This window comes from Parasynechococcus sp., from assembly GCF_042954245.1.
Lineage (GTDB): Bacteria > Cyanobacteriota > Cyanobacteriia > PCC-6307 > Cyanobiaceae > Parasynechococcus.
Window position 1 is genome coordinate 1 of sequence record NZ_JBGKDP010000008.1, and the last position, 14,332, is coordinate 14,332.

General features: G+C 58.0%; 21 protein-coding genes and 3 pseudogenes. 9 read left to right on the forward strand and 15 right to left on the reverse strand.

The features are described 5' to 3' along the window. Window positions 1-83: 83 nt before the first annotated feature. A complete protein-coding gene (locus ACGVJ8_RS00345; protein WP_392344968.1) occupies window positions 84-473 on the reverse strand; it encodes a GIY-YIG nuclease family protein in 390 nt (129 codons plus the stop codon). 1,304 nt (window positions 474-1,777) lie between these two features. Next, entirely contained in the window at window positions 1,778-2,101 is a 324-nt protein-coding gene (locus ACGVJ8_RS00350; RefSeq protein ID WP_392344969.1) for a hypothetical protein, read from the reverse strand. A 257-nt stretch (window positions 2,102-2,358) separates the two neighbouring features. Between ACGVJ8_RS00350 and ACGVJ8_RS00355 the strand changes: the two genes are divergently transcribed. Together ACGVJ8_RS00355 and ACGVJ8_RS00360 are read left to right on the forward strand one after the other, a co-directional pair. Next, entirely contained in the window at window positions 2,359-3,078 is a 720-nt protein-coding gene (locus tag ACGVJ8_RS00355; protein ID WP_392344986.1) for a lipase family alpha/beta hydrolase, read from the forward strand. 18 nt (window positions 3,079-3,096) lie between these two features. Next, on the forward strand, window positions 3,097-3,441 hold the full coding sequence (locus tag ACGVJ8_RS00360; RefSeq protein WP_392344970.1) for a molecular chaperone DnaJ: 345 nt from the start codon (window positions 3,097-3,099) through the stop codon (window positions 3,439-3,441). Here ACGVJ8_RS00360 and ACGVJ8_RS00365 read toward each other — a convergent pair. The 5 genes from ACGVJ8_RS00365 to ACGVJ8_RS00385 form a co-directional block, all read right to left on the reverse strand. Beyond that, on the reverse strand, window positions 3,386-3,580 hold the full coding sequence (locus ACGVJ8_RS00365) for a hypothetical protein (RefSeq protein WP_392344988.1): 195 nt from the start codon (window positions 3,578-3,580) through the stop codon (window positions 3,386-3,388). The genes ACGVJ8_RS00360 and ACGVJ8_RS00365 overlap by 56 nt on opposite strands. Before the next feature lie 817 nt (window positions 3,581-4,397). Beyond that, window positions 4,398-4,598 (reverse strand): hypothetical protein, encoded by a 201-nt coding sequence (locus tag ACGVJ8_RS00370; RefSeq protein ID WP_392344971.1) that lies wholly within the window; start codon window positions 4,596-4,598, stop codon window positions 4,398-4,400. A gap of 123 nt (window positions 4,599-4,721) precedes the next feature. Further along, entirely contained in the window at window positions 4,722-5,132 is a 411-nt protein-coding gene (locus tag ACGVJ8_RS00375) for a hypothetical protein (RefSeq protein WP_392344972.1), read from the reverse strand. A 20-nt stretch (window positions 5,133-5,152) separates the two neighbouring features. Further along, a complete protein-coding gene (locus ACGVJ8_RS00380; protein ID WP_392344973.1) occupies window positions 5,153-5,353 on the reverse strand; it encodes a hypothetical protein in 201 nt (66 codons plus the stop codon). Between the two features lie 380 nt (window positions 5,354-5,733). After that, window positions 5,734-5,874, reverse strand: a complete 141-nt coding sequence (locus tag ACGVJ8_RS00385; RefSeq protein ID WP_392344974.1) for a hypothetical protein — start codon at window positions 5,872-5,874, stop codon at window positions 5,734-5,736. Window positions 5,875-6,049: 175 nt separating this feature from the next. On the opposite strand from ACGVJ8_RS00385, the gene ACGVJ8_RS00390 reads away from it, so the two are divergent. Next, a complete protein-coding gene (locus ACGVJ8_RS00390) occupies window positions 6,050-6,883 on the forward strand; it encodes a PfkB family carbohydrate kinase (protein WP_392344987.1) in 834 nt (277 codons plus the stop codon). A gap of 230 nt (window positions 6,884-7,113) precedes the next feature. Here the strand turns inward: ACGVJ8_RS00390 and ACGVJ8_RS00395 are convergent. Next, a pseudogene (locus tag ACGVJ8_RS00395) lies at window positions 7,114-7,400 on the reverse strand (DEAD/DEAH box helicase); the annotation flags it as partial. A gap of 45 nt (window positions 7,401-7,445) precedes the next feature. Then, on the reverse strand, window positions 7,446-7,607 hold the full coding sequence (locus ACGVJ8_RS00400) for a hypothetical protein (protein ID WP_392344975.1): 162 nt from the start codon (window positions 7,605-7,607) through the stop codon (window positions 7,446-7,448). Window positions 7,608-7,726: 119 nt separating this feature from the next. Here ACGVJ8_RS00400 and ACGVJ8_RS00405 point away from each other — a divergent pair, with 119 nt between their 5' ends. After that, entirely contained in the window at window positions 7,727-7,987 is a 261-nt protein-coding gene (locus tag ACGVJ8_RS00405) for a hypothetical protein (protein WP_392344976.1), read from the forward strand. Here the strand turns inward: ACGVJ8_RS00405 and ACGVJ8_RS00410 are convergent. Next, a pseudogene (locus tag ACGVJ8_RS00410) lies at window positions 7,984-8,133 on the reverse strand (DNA ligase-associated DEXH box helicase); the annotation flags it as partial. The gene ACGVJ8_RS00405 and the pseudogene ACGVJ8_RS00410 sit on opposite strands and share 4 nt — an antisense overlap. Window positions 8,134-8,256: 123 nt before the next feature. Continuing rightward, complete coding sequence (locus tag ACGVJ8_RS00415; protein WP_392344977.1) at window positions 8,257-8,469, reverse strand: hypothetical protein; 213 nt, start codon at window positions 8,467-8,469, stop codon at window positions 8,257-8,259. A gap of 11 nt (window positions 8,470-8,480) precedes the next feature. On the opposite strand from ACGVJ8_RS00415, the gene ACGVJ8_RS00420 reads away from it, so the two are divergent. Next, window positions 8,481-8,729 carry a hypothetical protein gene (locus tag ACGVJ8_RS00420; RefSeq protein ID WP_392344978.1) on the forward strand — a complete coding sequence of 83 codons (249 nt, stop codon included), beginning with the start codon at window positions 8,481-8,483 and terminating at the stop codon, window positions 8,727-8,729. Between the two features lie 28 nt (window positions 8,730-8,757). Here ACGVJ8_RS00420 and nadA read toward each other — a convergent pair whose 3' ends face one another. Further along, a complete protein-coding gene (nadA, locus tag ACGVJ8_RS00425; protein WP_392344979.1) occupies window positions 8,758-9,690 on the reverse strand; it encodes a quinolinate synthase NadA in 933 nt (310 codons plus the stop codon). Further along, on the reverse strand, window positions 9,690-9,812 hold the full coding sequence (locus ACGVJ8_RS00430; protein WP_392344980.1) for a hypothetical protein: 123 nt from the start codon (window positions 9,810-9,812) through the stop codon (window positions 9,690-9,692). Before ACGVJ8_RS00430 ends, nadA begins: the two co-directional genes overlap by 1 nt. Here ACGVJ8_RS00430 and ACGVJ8_RS00435 point away from each other — a divergent pair. The 3 genes from ACGVJ8_RS00435 (at window position 9,804) to ACGVJ8_RS00445 (ending at window position 12,107) form a co-directional block, all read left to right on the forward strand. Beyond that, window positions 9,804-10,592 carry a TIGR04168 family protein gene (locus ACGVJ8_RS00435; protein ID WP_392344981.1) on the forward strand — a complete coding sequence of 263 codons (789 nt, stop codon included), beginning with the start codon at window positions 9,804-9,806 and terminating at the stop codon, window positions 10,590-10,592. The two genes, ACGVJ8_RS00430 and ACGVJ8_RS00435, sit on opposite strands and share 9 nt — an antisense overlap. Window positions 10,593-10,684: 92 nt before the next feature. Next, window positions 10,685-10,975, forward strand: coding sequence for a hypothetical protein (locus ACGVJ8_RS00440; RefSeq protein WP_392344982.1), 291 nt, complete (start codon window positions 10,685-10,687; stop codon window positions 10,973-10,975). A gap of 412 nt (window positions 10,976-11,387) precedes the next feature. Continuing rightward, window positions 11,388-12,107, forward strand: coding sequence for an endolysin (locus tag ACGVJ8_RS00445; protein ID WP_392344983.1), 720 nt, complete (start codon window positions 11,388-11,390; stop codon window positions 12,105-12,107). A 25-nt stretch (window positions 12,108-12,132) separates the two neighbouring features. On the opposite strand, the gene ACGVJ8_RS00450 is transcribed toward ACGVJ8_RS00445, so the two are convergent. After that, entirely contained in the window at window positions 12,133-12,942 is an 810-nt protein-coding gene (locus ACGVJ8_RS00450; RefSeq protein WP_392344984.1) for a TPM domain-containing protein, read from the reverse strand. 40 nt (window positions 12,943-12,982) lie between these two features. Between ACGVJ8_RS00450 and ACGVJ8_RS00455 the strand changes: the two genes are divergently transcribed. After that, entirely contained in the window at window positions 12,983-14,173 is a 1,191-nt protein-coding gene (locus ACGVJ8_RS00455; RefSeq protein ID WP_392344985.1) for a class I SAM-dependent methyltransferase, read from the forward strand. On the opposite strand, the pseudogene ACGVJ8_RS00460 reads toward ACGVJ8_RS00455, so the two are convergent. Beyond that, a pseudogene (locus ACGVJ8_RS00460) lies at window positions 14,127-14,332 on the reverse strand (3-dehydroquinate synthase); the annotation flags it as partial. The gene ACGVJ8_RS00455 and the pseudogene ACGVJ8_RS00460 overlap by 47 nt on opposite strands.

The following is a 14,332-nucleotide window of genomic DNA, read 5'->3' on the forward strand; positions in this document are numbered from 1 at the left end:
CGATTGTCTAGGTGCGCGGTCAGCTTTTATATGACCGCTCAAGATGTTGACGCTTTGCTTCTGACATCCTTTATTGCTTGTCCTCAGCCGCCATGGGTGATATGTATCTCAGCCTCAGTATTTAGCTCGCCTTTCAGCATATTTAACTCGTTCTGAATCTCCTCCAGAGTGACATAGAAAAACTCTTTTCTATTGTTCTCCAGGTTCACCCGCCGGTCGTCAAAATGTTTGTGAAGTGCGTTTTCTAAAGTAGGTGCGTCAGACGTTCTAATCATGGTGTGAACGTCGAAGAGGAATGGAACAGATGCGTCTCCAAGCTCTTTTACACGATCCATTGGTTCTAGTCTTCTGGTCATGCCGATCTTGAGCATTTCCTCGCCGAAGCTACCAATATTTGAAATGATGTAGACATGTCCGATCTTCGTGAGCATTACCTGGCTGATATATCGGTTCTTTTCTTCCACCTCTTTCATTCTCTGCTCTAGTTCTGCAATTTGAGCAAATAGTTTTTCCTTCTACTTCTCGTTTGCGCCTTCTACTTCTGCGCGCACTTTAGCAAGAGCATCAGCGTTTCTTTTCCCTGACGCTTGCGAGCATGTGTTTGATTTCTGTACTGAGAAGTTTTAGATCTTCTTCCCACTCTCCTGATGATTCAAAGCCATAGTTAGGCTCGTAGCATCCGTAATCTTGATATACCGTTTCTTCGTGAGCAAGAGTAAGCTTGCTTCGAGTTCTAGTAGATCATCCTTAGACTCTTTATATTCATTTCTCAGGCCTCCTAGATTCTTCTCAAGCTGAAATTGTGCGGATCTACCTTCGTTATATGTATCATCAATTCTTGTTCAGTTTTTTGCTTGAGTTCGGCGATTTTTCTTTCTTCTTCTTGTACGTATCTGTCAATCTGCAATGCAGATGCAAATTTCTTCTCAATCTGATTTAGGCGACCTCTCATTTTTAGTGCCCACCACAGTGCTGCACCTGCAGGATCCAGAACTCAAGGCAACCAGTACCCAGCTCATAGAGCTATTCATCGCTGAGCCAATTTTGACCCACCAGCCGAACTCTCCTTGGAAAGCTTCGCCATGGCAGCTCTTAGGTCAGTAGCTGTCATCCATCGCTGGTAACGCTGCTCGTGCATCTGCAGTGAGTGCCCCATGCTCTGGGCGCACAGGCTCTGATTCACGTTGACCTCGATTGACCGCACGGCCCAGCGGTGCCGCATGTCATGGATATCGAAGCGATAGTCATCTCCGAAGATCTCAGAGATGGTCTCCTTGTAGATCTGCGCCTGGCGGGCGCCGCGCTATGCAGCTACACATCTCTCGCTGTCAGCGGAGTTGAACTGGTTGGGCTTGATCCACCTGGCCGCCTCGAGCGGCCCCGTTGGGATCTCCACCTCATGAAGGGCCCAGCGGTCGGTCCATTCCTTCGGGTACGCGAAGCAAGTTCGGGGGGCTGGCAGGCGCAGCTTCTCCTTGATTGAGAGGCAATCGGCGGTGCCGTCCTTATGGAGCTGAAGGCTGGGCACCTCGCCTGGTCTGCACCCGAATGTCGCCATCGCTGCGAGGCACCATCCCCACTTCGTGGGCCTGATGACATCGATGAGTTGCACCAGCTGCTCATCGCTCGGGAGCTCTCACTCCTGGGGCTTGTAGTTGCCCCGCAGCGTGCGGAGCTGCTCGCTGCCTTCCACCCCTGACTTCTTCAGCAGCCGCTCAAACTGCATGCAGGTCATCTGCCTTGTCCTGCTGTCCGGTTCCATTGTTTTCAGCAGGGTTCACTGCAACAGCCCAAGGCTCAGGACACCGTTGGCGGGCAAGCGGTTGAGGATCATCTGATATCGCTGCCAGGTGAGCTCCGTATTGGGCAGTCGCTTCCGGGCCTGCCAGTAGTCCTTCTCAAATGTGGCGATCGCTTCGGCGACGGTGATGGGCTTCTCAGGGATTACCTGGCCTGGCTGATGCTTTGCCTGTAGCACCACCGTGGTGGGATCAATCCCTTCGCTGATCGCTTGGTGCATCGCGGAGGCGATCTGCTCCGCTCCGATCAATCCGCCGGGCGTTGTCGGATAACCGAGGCCAGCCTTCCGCTGTTTTCTCACCCTTGCTGCACCATTTCAGGTGCCTCTGACACCGATGGTCCCCCTGCCGGGCACGACATACAACGTCAGCTTTGCCCCGCGATTGCGCAGGGCTTAGTTAGCAGTGGTGAAGCCCAGGTCCAACCGGGCTGACTCTTGGTGCCTTATTTGGGGATTTGGCAGGAATTGAGCCTGATTTCTTGCCGGCATCATCCCGCATAAACCGGAAGGAGGCCACCACCTCATCTTCACCTAACCGCTCAGAACCGTTGTCAGAACTGAAAAAATTAGATCCAAGAACGGTTTCGCTGGATCAGCCTGTAGTGATCCTCGGTGGCTTTCTGATCACGGAAGAGGCCTATCGCCCCCTCGCTGATTGGATTCATCAGGCCACCGGTGCTGCAGTCCGCATCGTGCCTGCGTCCAAATTGGATTGGCTGGCCACCAGCTGGGGCTTTGGTTGGTGTCGCCTGCTTGATCGCTTTGATACCGCTGTGCTCGAGCTTCAAAGCCAGTCGCCCACCGGGCGCGTCACCTTGATTGGTCACAGTTCGGGTGGGGTGATGTTGCGGCCTTATCTGGCCGATCAGACCTTTCTTGGACGCCGTTTCAACGGTGCAGCTCGATGCAATCGCCTGATCACTCTCGGCAGTCCCCATCAGGCCCTGCGCGCCATACTGCTACGGGCTCGCGTGGATCGTGAGTTTCCGGGTTGCCCTGAAGCAGATCGGGTGGATTATGTGGCGGTTGCGGGCCGGCTTGATCCTCTGGGATCGAATGCATCGAACTTCTCGAGCCGCAATGCTGCCCGCAGCTACCGCCAGATCATGGGCGACCCGGATCTGGAGGGGGATGGCCTGGTGCCGCTTCCATCAGCTCTGCTGCGGGATGCCCGTTGGATTGAGCTTGCCGATACGGCCCATGGCAGATTGTTCGGCCAAAGCTGGTATGGCTCCATCGATCGCATCGAGCACTGGTGGTCGCAGTTGGGTGGCTGAACTAGGCGATCAGGCATTGTGGCCTGCTTCGGCGATCAGGTTGTGCAGGAATCGAAAGGGTTTGGGGGTGAGGCCAGGTCGGCCAAACGCAAAACCAGCAAAAAGCGCAAGCCAGGCACGTCAAACCATCGCCGTGATCAATGTCCGATGGGTCGTGACCCTGGCCTTGAGGCGATTCAGGCCCGGCAGTGCCTTGGATTGCCGCTAACCGGACGGTTGACCGTTGCTCAGGTGAAGCGGGCTCACAAGCTTCTGGCTGTTCAACATCATCCGGACAAAGGGGGCGACCCTGATGTGATGACACGGTTCAACACAGCCCGCGATGTGCTGCTTGAGCCTGAGATGGAAATGCTTGCTGCTTGATGCCCTTGAAGCGCGTCAACTGCCACTGGCTGCGACCCAGCACCAACCAGGTGACCAGCATCAGACCACTCAAGCTGACCACGGTGTAAATCCAATCGGCGTATGGCGTCCAGAACAGTCCCGCAACGAGGGCTGTCATCGGTCCCAGACCAGCAGGAGCACCACAAACAAGGCCCCGAACACGAGGAAGGGCGTGAGCAGCGTCAGCAGAGACTGTGTTTCGATCGTTCCGGTTGCAGCAAGCGGATCATCCGGCGGTCTGTTTTGATCTGTCAAATCTCCGTTATTCACCGAGATTGAGGCCTGAGATCGCGGCCAATCAACCTCCAACGGCATCGATCACTGGGATGAACAACCGTCAGCGTCAAGTCCTTGTTGCTTTTTCGGCCTCGATGGGCCTTGGTTTGCTTGGCGGGTTGGCGTTCAACGTCACATCTCAACTGATCCGGCCGGGCAAGATTGATCTGGCTCCGGCATCCCCAGGAGGGCCTACGCTTCAAGGCCCTGCGTTGCCTGAGCAGACAGGTTCATCCGATCCCGGCTGTGTTATTCCCCCTGGAGGTGGCCCACCTGTCACGACGAACTTCCAGCCCTGTTGATTGCCTCGTTAGGAGGGGCTTTTTGCCCAAAGCCGTCAAAAGAAAAGATAAAAGAGTGCTCCGGTGACACCCATAATTGTTTCGGTTGTTCGCTCCGATACCGAAATTAAAGGCTGACTGAGGTGATTGTTTGGTTCTCTTCCAGTTGATACATGAACAGCGATCAGCGCCTCAGCTATTTGCACTTGATGAACAAAGCTGCTGAATCGGAAGACAGGCAAAGCTATTTCTATTACCTCAAGCTCGCTGAACAAACGCTGCAACGCCAGGATCCAGACGTGCTCTGGAAGCCCGCAGGTTGATTCAGCGAATCATGTTGGCCTTGAAAAAACCGAATCCAAGACCAAAGGATGAGGATTAATTGCGATGCAGTGTGACGGAGACATCGAAATCAAGAAGATCTGAATGTTCGACGTCCTCACATTTCAAGTTGTATTCGTTCTCAGCTACGAAGCGATCGATGATCGCACAGCGATGTGTTTCCAGGTAATTCACCACCTGCTTCAACACATGGTTTCGCCAGGCCTCGCTGGCGTCTTTACCGATTTGATCAGACATGGTGGATCAGACGTGTCTCCGGATTGAAACGATGCCTGTCTGATCAGCCAAGGTTTGACTGGTCCACATGGCATCCCTTGCAACGGCCTCCCAGTACCACCAGGGACAGTTTCTTGGCGCTGCTCATCGCTGAGCCGTTGATGTCTCGTCGGCACGGGCGATAACGGCACGGCAGTGGGCGATGAACTCCTCGGCGTCCCTTTCCCCTTTGGCTTCTTTGGTCTGCAGGCTGAGAATCTCAAAAGTCGCGGTGCTGCTGCTGCTCACCGGGGAGACTGTCGGACTGCGACTTTCATCATGAAGGCGATTGTCCAATGGCAGTCCGTCATAGGGATCCGTGCCGTCGCAACGCTGAAACGCTGCATGAATAGCATCGATGGCTTCTTTCACCTGATAGGTGGACCTACGCTTCTTGGCGCGCTTGGTGATCGTCACCGCAGTGCGGTTCAGCAGCCGCTTGTAGCTATCAGCGTCGATATCCAGCTGTCCAGCCAGCTGGGGGGCGTGACCGACAAAGGGTTGTGTCCCATGCACCCCTCGGCGGCTCCAGGTGTTCAGACTTTTTCGAGCCAAGCCACAAACAACCGGCGGATTTCCTCTTCGTTCGTGACCCGCTCGCTCAGTGAGACCATTACCGCACCGGGGTGCTCGCACTGCACGATCTGCTCAGCCTCGTAAGCATCCGACGCTTCAACAGGTCTGAAGCCAGCATCAACGGACGCTGGAGAGCAATAGAAGACGGGGTAACGGCTCATCGGGTTGCTGCAACCTCCAACCGATAGCAACGATCTTGCGATCAAGGGAATGGTTGAGGCGAGCTCGCGCCCTCATCTGTTGGGTTTAGGAATCTTCCTTAAGTCCTAAGCCTTAAGTAGGTGCCGATCCATACCTTTGGTGGTTCTTGCTGAGGCACCTTGGCCTTTGATTCTGGAGATAAAATAGATCGATTCATTGCCGCAGCCAAGATACGGGCGGAAACTGCGTTGAATGAGCCAGCACCAAAACTGACGGCCTTGGAAAAAGGAATGTTGGAGTCGCTGCGACGGGGTGGAAGGCCCGTACGTCACGGTTGATCTCAGCGCATGAGCAGCCAAATGGCCAAAGCACCGCAACCAAACCCTTTGATGAACTGGGCCTAGGTGAGGCCGTAGGTATTGAGCGAAAGCGTTCTCATCATCAGGTTCAGAACTTCCTTGTGTTTCCGAATCAACGGCGAGCTGTTGGCCGTGTTCAGTTGTGGAATCTGTTTGAGTTTGATCTCCTTGAGCTTGGCCAACGTTGCTAATTCCTTCCGCTGTTGAAGCTTAAGGACACTGCAGTGGACAGCGATCTCAACCCTCTTTGCCGATGGATTCGTCCTCCATCCGCTGAACCCGCTCCAAAACGGATTCATCGCTCGTCCTGTTGTTGAGCCGTTCCTCCAGAGAGAATGGGGTTCCAGCTGTTTTGGACTGCCATTGTCTTCTGCCTCAGCCCTGCCGCCCCTGCGCTTGGCCGTCGTGGGTCATGTCGAATGGGTGGAATTTCTGGTGGTGGATCAATTGCCCCGTCCCGGGACCATTGGTCACGCATTGCGGACCCTTCAGGAACCTGCTGGTGGTGGAGCCGTCGTTGCGGTGCAGATGGCACGGTTGCAGCAGCAACCCGTCCAGTTCTTTACAGCTCTAGGTCGCGATTCGGTCGGTGAAGCCTGTGTCAAGCGACTCGAGGATTTGGGCCTTGAGGTTCATGTCGCCTGGAGGGAGGCGCCAACCCGTCGGGGCGTGAGCGTAGTCGATGGTGAGGGGGATCGGGCGATCACGGTGATTGGCGAGCGGCTGACCCCATTACTGGATGATGACCTGCCCTGGGAGGCCCTCGGCGAATGCGACGGTCTTTTCGTCACAGCAGCTGATGCGCCTCTGTTGAAAGCCGGCCGTTCTGCTGCAGTCCTGGCTGCGACCCCGCGGGTTCGTTTGCCTGTGCTTCAGCAGGCCGGGGTGTCTCTCGACGCCCTGATTGGCAGTGGTCTTGATCCGGGTGAGCGGGTGCAACCGGAGCAGTTGAACCCAGCTCCCCACACAATGATTCGCACGGAAGGTGCCGCAGGTGGTCTCAGTCTTCCGGGCGGTCGCTATGACCCTTCGCCCCTTCCGGGGCCATTGGTCGAGAGTTATGGCTGTGGTGACAGCTTTGCGGCGGGAGTGGTCACGGGTCTTGCGGCGCGTTGGCCCTTGGCGAAGGCCATCGCTTTGGGTGCCCATTGTGGTGCCGCTTGTGCGACGCGATTTGGACCCTACGGCTAGGTGACTGGGTTGGTTCTCGCTGCAGGTCATGTTCCAGAGGGCCGCAACGCGCGATTGCTCTCTTAACCGACAAAAATGCTCTGAGATATCTGTCCTTATGGCGCCCATCAAAGGAGAGATCCTTGCCGGATCGGCAGGTTGGGTCGCTGTCACTTTGAACGTGGTTCCGGGCTTAGAGGTGCCGGGTACCTGTACTAGCGCCGCTGGAAGGCGTACTGGATCACATTTGGTTCCCGGATGAGGGCCCGCAATGGCGTGATGTAAAGCAGACATATTCCCTTCAACGGCTTCTCCTCCGCCAACGTCCGCGCGATCGGTCCCATTACGGCGGCGAATGTTTTCCGGACCCTGTGGGCACTTGGATCAAGCCGTTCCGCCCCGCCAGATAGGCGCTCCAGGTCTCCTGCTGAAACGGGAGCGGTGTCCAGTTTCTCTGCGCGAACCAGGCATGAATCGGGTTTAACCGCGGGTCGCTGGTTTTTGGCTTGGCCTCTGCCTTCGCTTTTGAAGCTGCCATCAGCGGTTCTGGATCAATGCCATCGCGGTCTGGATTGAGTCCGCTTCATTGGCGGGTTTGTCTCGGCGCCAGCGCAGAATGCGGGGGAAACGCCCAGGCCGCTTCCCCTGGATCAATCTCGTGAAAGTGATCCACCAGCGCCTGCACCTTGGCCTTGGTGCCCGTGACCTGATCCAACTGATTGAACAGGTTCTGAAAGGCACGCATGCGCGCTTGAACGGGATGGAGGAAAAGCCCCGCCATCCTGACAAGACATTTTGTGAGCAGTGCTGGAAATCCGGTGAAGACCTGTGTTGATCTGACCGACAGCTTCCTGAATCAGCCGGATGGCACTCCTCTGGGACAACCTGGCGCAACAACTCAGCAGCGTGCGCGCTAGCGCCTCAGCTACGGCCGTCGTCACCCCCGTGGCTGGCTCGGGGACGTCGGATGATCCATCCGACCGTCGTCGTCGTCTTGAGAAGGCGCTTGAGGCCGTCAAAGACAGGGGCAACGCCATGATGATCGAATCGCTCACGGCCGCGATCGAAGGTCGCGAGGCGAGTCTCAACCTCCCGGAGTTGCCGGACGGCATCGCCAAGTTTTAGTCCGATTCCCCTTCGAACAGGGTCTCCAGCGGCTCCGCATCCACACCCTCCACCTCCCGCAGGTAACGGGCCAGAACATCGCTTTGGCCATGGATGACGTACACCTTGCGGGCGCCGCTATCCCGAACGGCCTGGATCAACCCAGGTCTTTGCGGCTCGGTAATACAACCCCTTCTGGTGTGCTTTCGATCTGAAAGCTCCGTACCTTTGGTGAAGCCTGTCCCTCCGGCTGGATGAATGTTGGTGCTGGCTATTGCCGCAAGAAGTAATCAGTTCTCCTGTTCAGGTCTCAGGCCACTCCATCGCTCGAGGGTGTTGATCGATTGAACAACCTCCAGCTGCGTTGATCCGGGCCGTCTCCAGGTGGGGATGGGTCGAATGTTTTCATCCCTGCATTGCCTGAGATGGTCGGGATAGTCGTCAGGCAGACCGCACTCCACGTAATTTTGCTTGCCTCCGGCCTGTTTGCCGAAGAGTTTCATCTGCTCTTTGCATGCTGGGCACCAATGGGGCCCAAAAAAACCTGGCGCTCACCGTGTTGGGTTGCTCGGCCAACTTGATCGTTTGTGCTGTGGATTCCGTTGCGGGTTCAGGAATCGGTTGGTTCCAGGGTTCAGCAGTTGCTGTGGTGCACAACGTCCCCGTCATCGCTGCCATCAAAATCAGAACCCTGATGCTCTTGGGCTGTGTCACAGGTGCCATGCATCGCGGGGAGTGGATAGTCGAAAATTTATTCGTCTGAGGACGTCTTTTTCTAATGCGTTGGCGCATCATCGGCTCATCTCGAGCATGCGCTGCATGGGTTTCATGGCCTTCAGACGCATTGATTCATCCATCTCGATCGCAGGCGCGAGGGTCTCCAGGCATGCCTTCAGTTTCTCCAGGGTGTTGAGCCGCATGTAGGGGCAGGCATTGCAGCTGCATCCATCGATCCCCGGCACGTCGAGCAGGGTTTTCTCAGGGACCCGTTGCTGCATCTGGTGCAGGATCCCTGGCTCCGTCAGAACGATGAAGCTGTTGCAGGAGCTCTGTTCGGCGTACTTCAACAATTTGCTGGTGGATCCAATGAAATCCGCCAGATCCAGCAGGTTCTGCTGGCATTCGGGGTGGGCGATGAGTTCAGCCGACGGATGTTCGTGCTTGAGGGCCAGCACGGCTTCTTCGCTGAAGGTCTCATGAACGATGCAGCGTCCCGGCCAGAGGGTCAGCTCGCGACCGCTCTGTTGCTGAACCCAGCGCCCCAGGTTCTGATCGGGCGCGAACAGAACGGGCTGATCAGCAGGCAGCTGGTTCACCAGATCAACGGCATTGCTGCTGGTGCAGATCAGATCGCTTTGCGCCTTCACCGCTGCCGTGCAGTTGATGTAGCTCACCACGATGTGGTCGGGGTGTTCTGCACGAAAGCGGGCGAACTCATTAGCGGGGCAATCGTCCGCCAGGGAGCAACCGGCCTCTAAATCCGGCAGCACCACCGTCTTTTCCGGACTGAGAATTTTGGCGGTCTCCGCCATGAAATGCACGCCGCAGAAAACGATCACGTCTGCATCGGTGCTGGCGGCCTGGCGCGACAGCTCCAGGGAGTCACCAACGAAATCGGCGATGTCCTGAATCTCCGGTTCCTGGTAGTAGTGCGCCAGGATCACGGCATTGCGGTCCTGGCGAAGCTGGTTGATCGCCGCAACAAGGGCGGTGTCAGCGCTCATCAGGACCGGTTCGGGGCAGGATGGCCACAGCCTAGGCATTCGCTCTGAAGCACCTGCGACTTGCCCTTGCCGGTGATCTGCATGGCGCCTGGGGCGACGTTGATGAACAGCTGTTGCAGCATCTCCAGCCAGACGCTGTTCTCTTCGTTGGTGATCTCGCTGATGGGGATCTGCGGCTGACGCGCCGGATCACGCGGCTTCCCTTCCCCGTGGCCGTGATCCTGGGGAACCACGACCGCGGGCGGGATCGCAGTGGCGGCATCCTCGAGCAGCAACTCGCTGTGCTCGGCGATCTGCACTGCGCCTGGCGCTCGATTCAATGGCCCGATCTCCCATTGACTGTTGTGGGTGCGCGTCCCTGCAGTGCTGGTGGAGGTTTTCACCTGTCGAAAGCGGTGGAGGCGGTGTACGGCCCGGTGTCGATTGAGGCTTCAGCCGATCGGATCATGCAGGCTGCAGCGGTTGTTCCCGCCGACCAACCCTTGATCGTGATGGCCCACTGCGGTCCCTCGGGGTTGGGATCCGATGCCGCCAGTCCCTGCGGGCGCGACTGGAAGACACCGGCGGTGGACTGGGGGGACCAGGATCTGGCCCTCGCCTTGGATCGCATGGCCAAGGACCGACCTGCCGATCTGGTGATCTTTGGCCACATGCACCATGCCCTTAAGCGCGGCTCCGGTTTCCGCAAGACCCTGTTGCGTCATCGCCATGGAACCGCGCTGATCAACGCCGCCTGTGTTCCGCGTTCAGGGGTTGATGGGCAAGGTCGGACGCTGCTGCATCTCTCCTGGGCTGAATTCAAAGGGGCCCGCCTCTCTCAGCTCGCCCATCGCTGGTATACCCCCGATGCTGAGTTGATCTATCAGGAGCAGTTGCCGATTGATGCTCCGCTGCCGTACTGATCTATCTCTGCAGCAGCAGCCATGGTTTCGGCCATGCGGCCCGCGATGCTGCAATGCTGCAGCAATTGCGACGCCTGCGTTCTGAGTGGACCTTGGTAATCAGCTCGGGCCTGCCCTCCTCCGTACTCAAACTGCTGTTGGGGGATGCAACGATTGAGCAACGGTCCTGTCAATGGGATGTGGGCATGGTGCAGGCCGACGCGCTCGGTGTGGATTGTGCCGCCACCCTTAGCGCCCTGGATCAGCTGCAGCAACGGCTGCCGGCCCTGAGCGAGGCTGAAGCCAACTGGCTGTGGTCACACGGGCAGCCAGTGTTGATCGTCGGGGACATTCCCCCGGCCGCGGCCGTCTTGGTCCAGCGCCTCGATGCACCTCTGGCCTGACCACCATTTCCGGCTTCCGGCTTCAGCAGATGCTTCGCAATCGCTTGAGTTGGCGGCGCTCCCCAATCTCACGCTTCTGCCGGATGGGCTGCGTCCCGTTGATGTGCTTGGCTGTTGCTGGCACCAAGCGACGCCCCTCTTTCTGCATCAGGGGCTGGAGAAGCCGCTCTAGCACTAGTGGGTTGGATTGAGCAGAACGTTTAATTTCTGAGAAAAAAATAACTTCTCGTCGCGTCAATTTATTGCCAAGTTGATGGCCAGGCCGATTATTTGACTGGCATATATACCTGTTGCTTTGAGCCTTTGGTTCGACAAAATCATGTCGATTGGAAATTATTTTTTACCTGAGCATTCATCCGCTTCTGATCTGCTCATCGTCCTCTTTTGAGGGCCTGTTCTTTGAACGCTCTTTATGGCTGCCTCTGCATTCATCGGTCGTCAGACGCTCAAAGCGACCGTGATCGTCGGAGTTCTGCCTGCTCTCACTTCCCCACTGCCCACCCAGGCAAGCCTGTTGCCCTCCGCATCGCGGGCGCAGTTGATCCATACCTCTGATTTCCAGCCCAGCCGGACGATTCCCTATGTGATCACGCCCGAACGTCGGGCGATGCTCAACACGATCCGCTTCGCTGAGGGGACCTGGAAAGGTGGCCTGGATGTGGGGTATCGGGTGATATTCGGAGGTGGCTTGATGCCTTCTTTGGACCGTCATCCCAACCGGGTGATCTACAGCTCCCGCTATGCCAGTGCAGCTGCCGGGGCCTACCAGTTCATGCCCTTTACCTGGAATCTGGTTCAGCGCAGCATCGGCGTGCGCGGTTTCGGCCCTGAGGCTCAGGATCAGGGTGCGTTGTTCCTGATTCAGCGGCGCAAAGCGCTGGCTCTCACCGACACCGGTGTTCTCAGCCCCCTCCTCGCCGCCATGCTGGCTCCAGAGTGGGCGTCCTTCCCAACCCTCGCCGGTCGCAGCTACTACGGTCAGCCCGTCAAGAAATACGCACGCCTGCGTTCGTTTTATGACGTGAACCTCGCAGAGTTGCGTCGCCTGCGTAATGTCAAACGCCAGGCTCTCGTGGTTCCTCCTCCTGCTCTTTGCACCGGGTCACGCATCGAGTGCGCCACCCGGCTCTGAGGACTTTCAAGTTCCTCGACGTTCCTCAACCTTCGGCATCGTTCTGAAGCTTTCGACCAACAGTGGCCTGGGCGATCAGATAGGCGGCGATGCCTCCCGCCAGGAAACCAACCCCATTCCGCAGCAGGGGCATCACCTCTGAGGTGCGCGTCACCACGGGGGCGACCCCAAAGATGCCGAACAGCATCACCCACAGCGGTGAGAGCAGGAGTAACCAGGCCCAAGCGATGGTTTCGCCTTCTTTCCGGGGGTAAGCCGCAAAGCCAGCAATCAAGCCGCCAAAGATTGAGGTGGTCAGCGTCCACAGCCACTGTTCCTGGGGAAGACCAGGCACCACCTGACAGCCGCCTCGGTCCAGACAGATTTCCACTGCATTGAGGGCATCCAGCACGGCTCCGTCCTCGCCGTGGTCCTTCACGTAGTACTGGTTGCCGTAGCGGGTCTGCAGCTCAACCCAGTAGGTGCGAGGCATCATCGCGAAGTAGGCATCGCCAACGTTGAAATTCAGCAGGTTCCCGCCACGGGGGTCGGCCACCAGCAGCAGACTGCTTTCATCCAGCCCCCAGAAGTCGCGAATGGCCAGGCCTGGTGTGCGCTCGTACTGGGTCAACACCCGCATTTTCCAGCCGGTGCGTTCCTCCACATCCGCCAGGGATGCTTCTAACTGGGCCCTCTGAGTCTCACTGAACACCTTGGCGAGGTCGATCACCGGGGTGGGGTGATCCGGCAGTAGCTCCGGGTTGTCGTAGGCCTCAGCAGGAGTCACCAGAACACCCAGACTGACCAATGCGACGACGACGAGGCTCCACAGATGTCGGATGTGATGTGTTCCCATGGAACTGCTGCAGCGACCGGCATTCTCTCCAATGGAACCGATGGCTGCGTCCTGTCCCGACTGGTTGGCAACGCATCTGCATCAGGCTGGGGGCGCCGTTCCGTTTTCCCAGTTCATGGATCTGGCTCTGAATGAGCCGGTGCACGGGTATTACGGCTCAGGCCATGCACGCATCGGCGCCAAGGGTGATTTCGTCACCTCCCCCTCGCTGGGCAGCGACTTTGCAGCCCTGCTGATACCCCAACTTCTGGCCTGGCTGGCTGCGGTTCCCCGAACGGATCCTGATCAATGCCTGTCGATCGTGGAAATCGGCCCTGGTGAAGGTCATCTGGCCCGGGACCTCGTCGCTGCGTTGCGTGGTTCGGATCCAGAGCTGCTGGCCCGGATCGAGTTGGTGTTGGTGGAGGCCAATCCCGGGATGCGGCGGCGACAACAGGCTCTGCTGCAAGGGGCGGATGATCTTCCGCTGCGCTGGTGCTCCCTGGACGAGTTGCGCCGCGATCCGGTTCATGGGGTCGTGATCGCGCATGAGTTGCTGGATGCGCTCCCGGTGGATCGATTGATCTGGCGGGAGGGATCCCTCCAGCAGCAGTGGGTGGAACTCGATCCAAACGGTGGCCTGCGAACGACGCATCGGCCTCTTCCGGATGGGTTGCACCAGGAGATCAAGCGTGTGTGCAGCCAAGTTGGCATTCAGTTGCCGCCTCTCGATGTCGAAGAGGGGTGGACCACGGAGTGGAACAGTGCACTGCCCGACTGGTTCGCGGCGGCGGCGGCCGCCGTCGATGCGGGCGTGCTGCTGGTGATTGATTACGCCTTGGAGGCCCAGCGTTATTACACGGCCCGGCGCTCCGACGGCACTTTGATGGCTGTTTGCGCTCAGCAGGCGGGGCTGTCGCCATTCGATCAGCCCGGCAAGCAGGACCTCACGGCACACCTCTGTATTGAAGTCGTGGATGAGGCGGCCCAGCGCAACGGATGGCTGGTGGGTGATCAGGTCAAGCAGGGTGAGGCACTTCTGGCCTTGGGGCTTGCGCAGCGCCTGCATCGGCTGCAGCAGCTGCCGGGTCAACAGCTGGCGGAGGCCCTGCAACGCCGCGAAGCCCTTCTTCGGCTTGTGGATCCTGCGGGTTTGGGTGCGTTCCGCTGGCTCACCTACCGGCGCGGATTGCCTGAAGACGGCTTCAGCCTTTCAGGCAATCCAGGCAGCTCAGAATCTCGTCGCGACTGACGTCATCGCGAATTTCAACGGATCCGATGCCGGTGGGCATCACGAAGCGCAGGCGACCGTCGCGCACCTTTTTGTCCCCCTGCAAGCTGTTTAGAACCGCATCAGCGGAGAGATCGGGCCAGGCGGTGGGGAGTCCGGCGCTGTCGATCAGCCGGCATT

What these genes read in the sequence shown, in the direction of transcription:
- ACGVJ8_RS00450 (WP_392344984.1), bottom strand. Translation starts at nt 12,942, where the DNA reads ATGGGAACACATCACATCCGACATCTGTGGAGCCTCGTCGTCGTCGCA.
- ACGVJ8_RS00430 (WP_392344980.1), bottom strand. Translation starts at nt 9,812, where the DNA reads ATGCTGCAACAGCTGTTCATCAACGTCGCCCCAGGCGCCATGCAGATC.
- ACGVJ8_RS00345 (WP_392344968.1), bottom strand. Translation starts at nt 473, where the DNA reads ATGAAAGAGGTGGAAGAAAAGAACCGATATATCAGCCAGGTAATGCTC.
- ACGVJ8_RS00365 (WP_392344988.1), bottom strand. Translation starts at nt 3,580, where the DNA reads ATGACAGCCCTCGTTGCGGGACTGTTCTGGACGCCATACGCCGATTGG.
- ACGVJ8_RS00405 (WP_392344976.1), top strand. Translation starts at nt 7,727, where the DNA reads ATGGCACTCCTCTGGGACAACCTGGCGCAACAACTCAGCAGCGTGCGC.
- ACGVJ8_RS00380 (WP_392344973.1), bottom strand. Translation starts at nt 5,353, where the DNA reads ATGAGCCGTTACCCCGTCTTCTATTGCTCTCCAGCGTCCGTTGATGCT.
- nadA (WP_392344979.1), bottom strand. Translation starts at nt 9,690, where the DNA reads ATGAGCGCTGACACCGCCCTTGTTGCGGCGATCAACCAGCTTCGCCAG.
- ACGVJ8_RS00400 (WP_392344975.1), bottom strand. Translation starts at nt 7,607, where the DNA reads ATGCGTGCCTTTCAGAACCTGTTCAATCAGTTGGATCAGGTCACGGGC.
- ACGVJ8_RS00370 (WP_392344971.1), bottom strand. Translation starts at nt 4,598, where the DNA reads ATGTCTGATCAAATCGGTAAAGACGCCAGCGAGGCCTGGCGAAACCAT.
- ACGVJ8_RS00420 (WP_392344978.1), top strand. Translation starts at nt 8,481, where the DNA reads ATGCTGGGCACCAATGGGGCCCAAAAAAACCTGGCGCTCACCGTGTTG.
- ACGVJ8_RS00445 (WP_392344983.1), top strand. Translation starts at nt 11,388, where the DNA reads ATGGCTGCCTCTGCATTCATCGGTCGTCAGACGCTCAAAGCGACCGTG.
- ACGVJ8_RS00415 (WP_392344977.1), bottom strand. Translation starts at nt 8,469, where the DNA reads ATGAAACTCTTCGGCAAACAGGCCGGAGGCAAGCAAAATTACGTGGAG.
- ACGVJ8_RS00455 (WP_392344985.1), top strand. Translation starts at nt 12,983, where the DNA reads ATGGCTGCGTCCTGTCCCGACTGGTTGGCAACGCATCTGCATCAGGCT.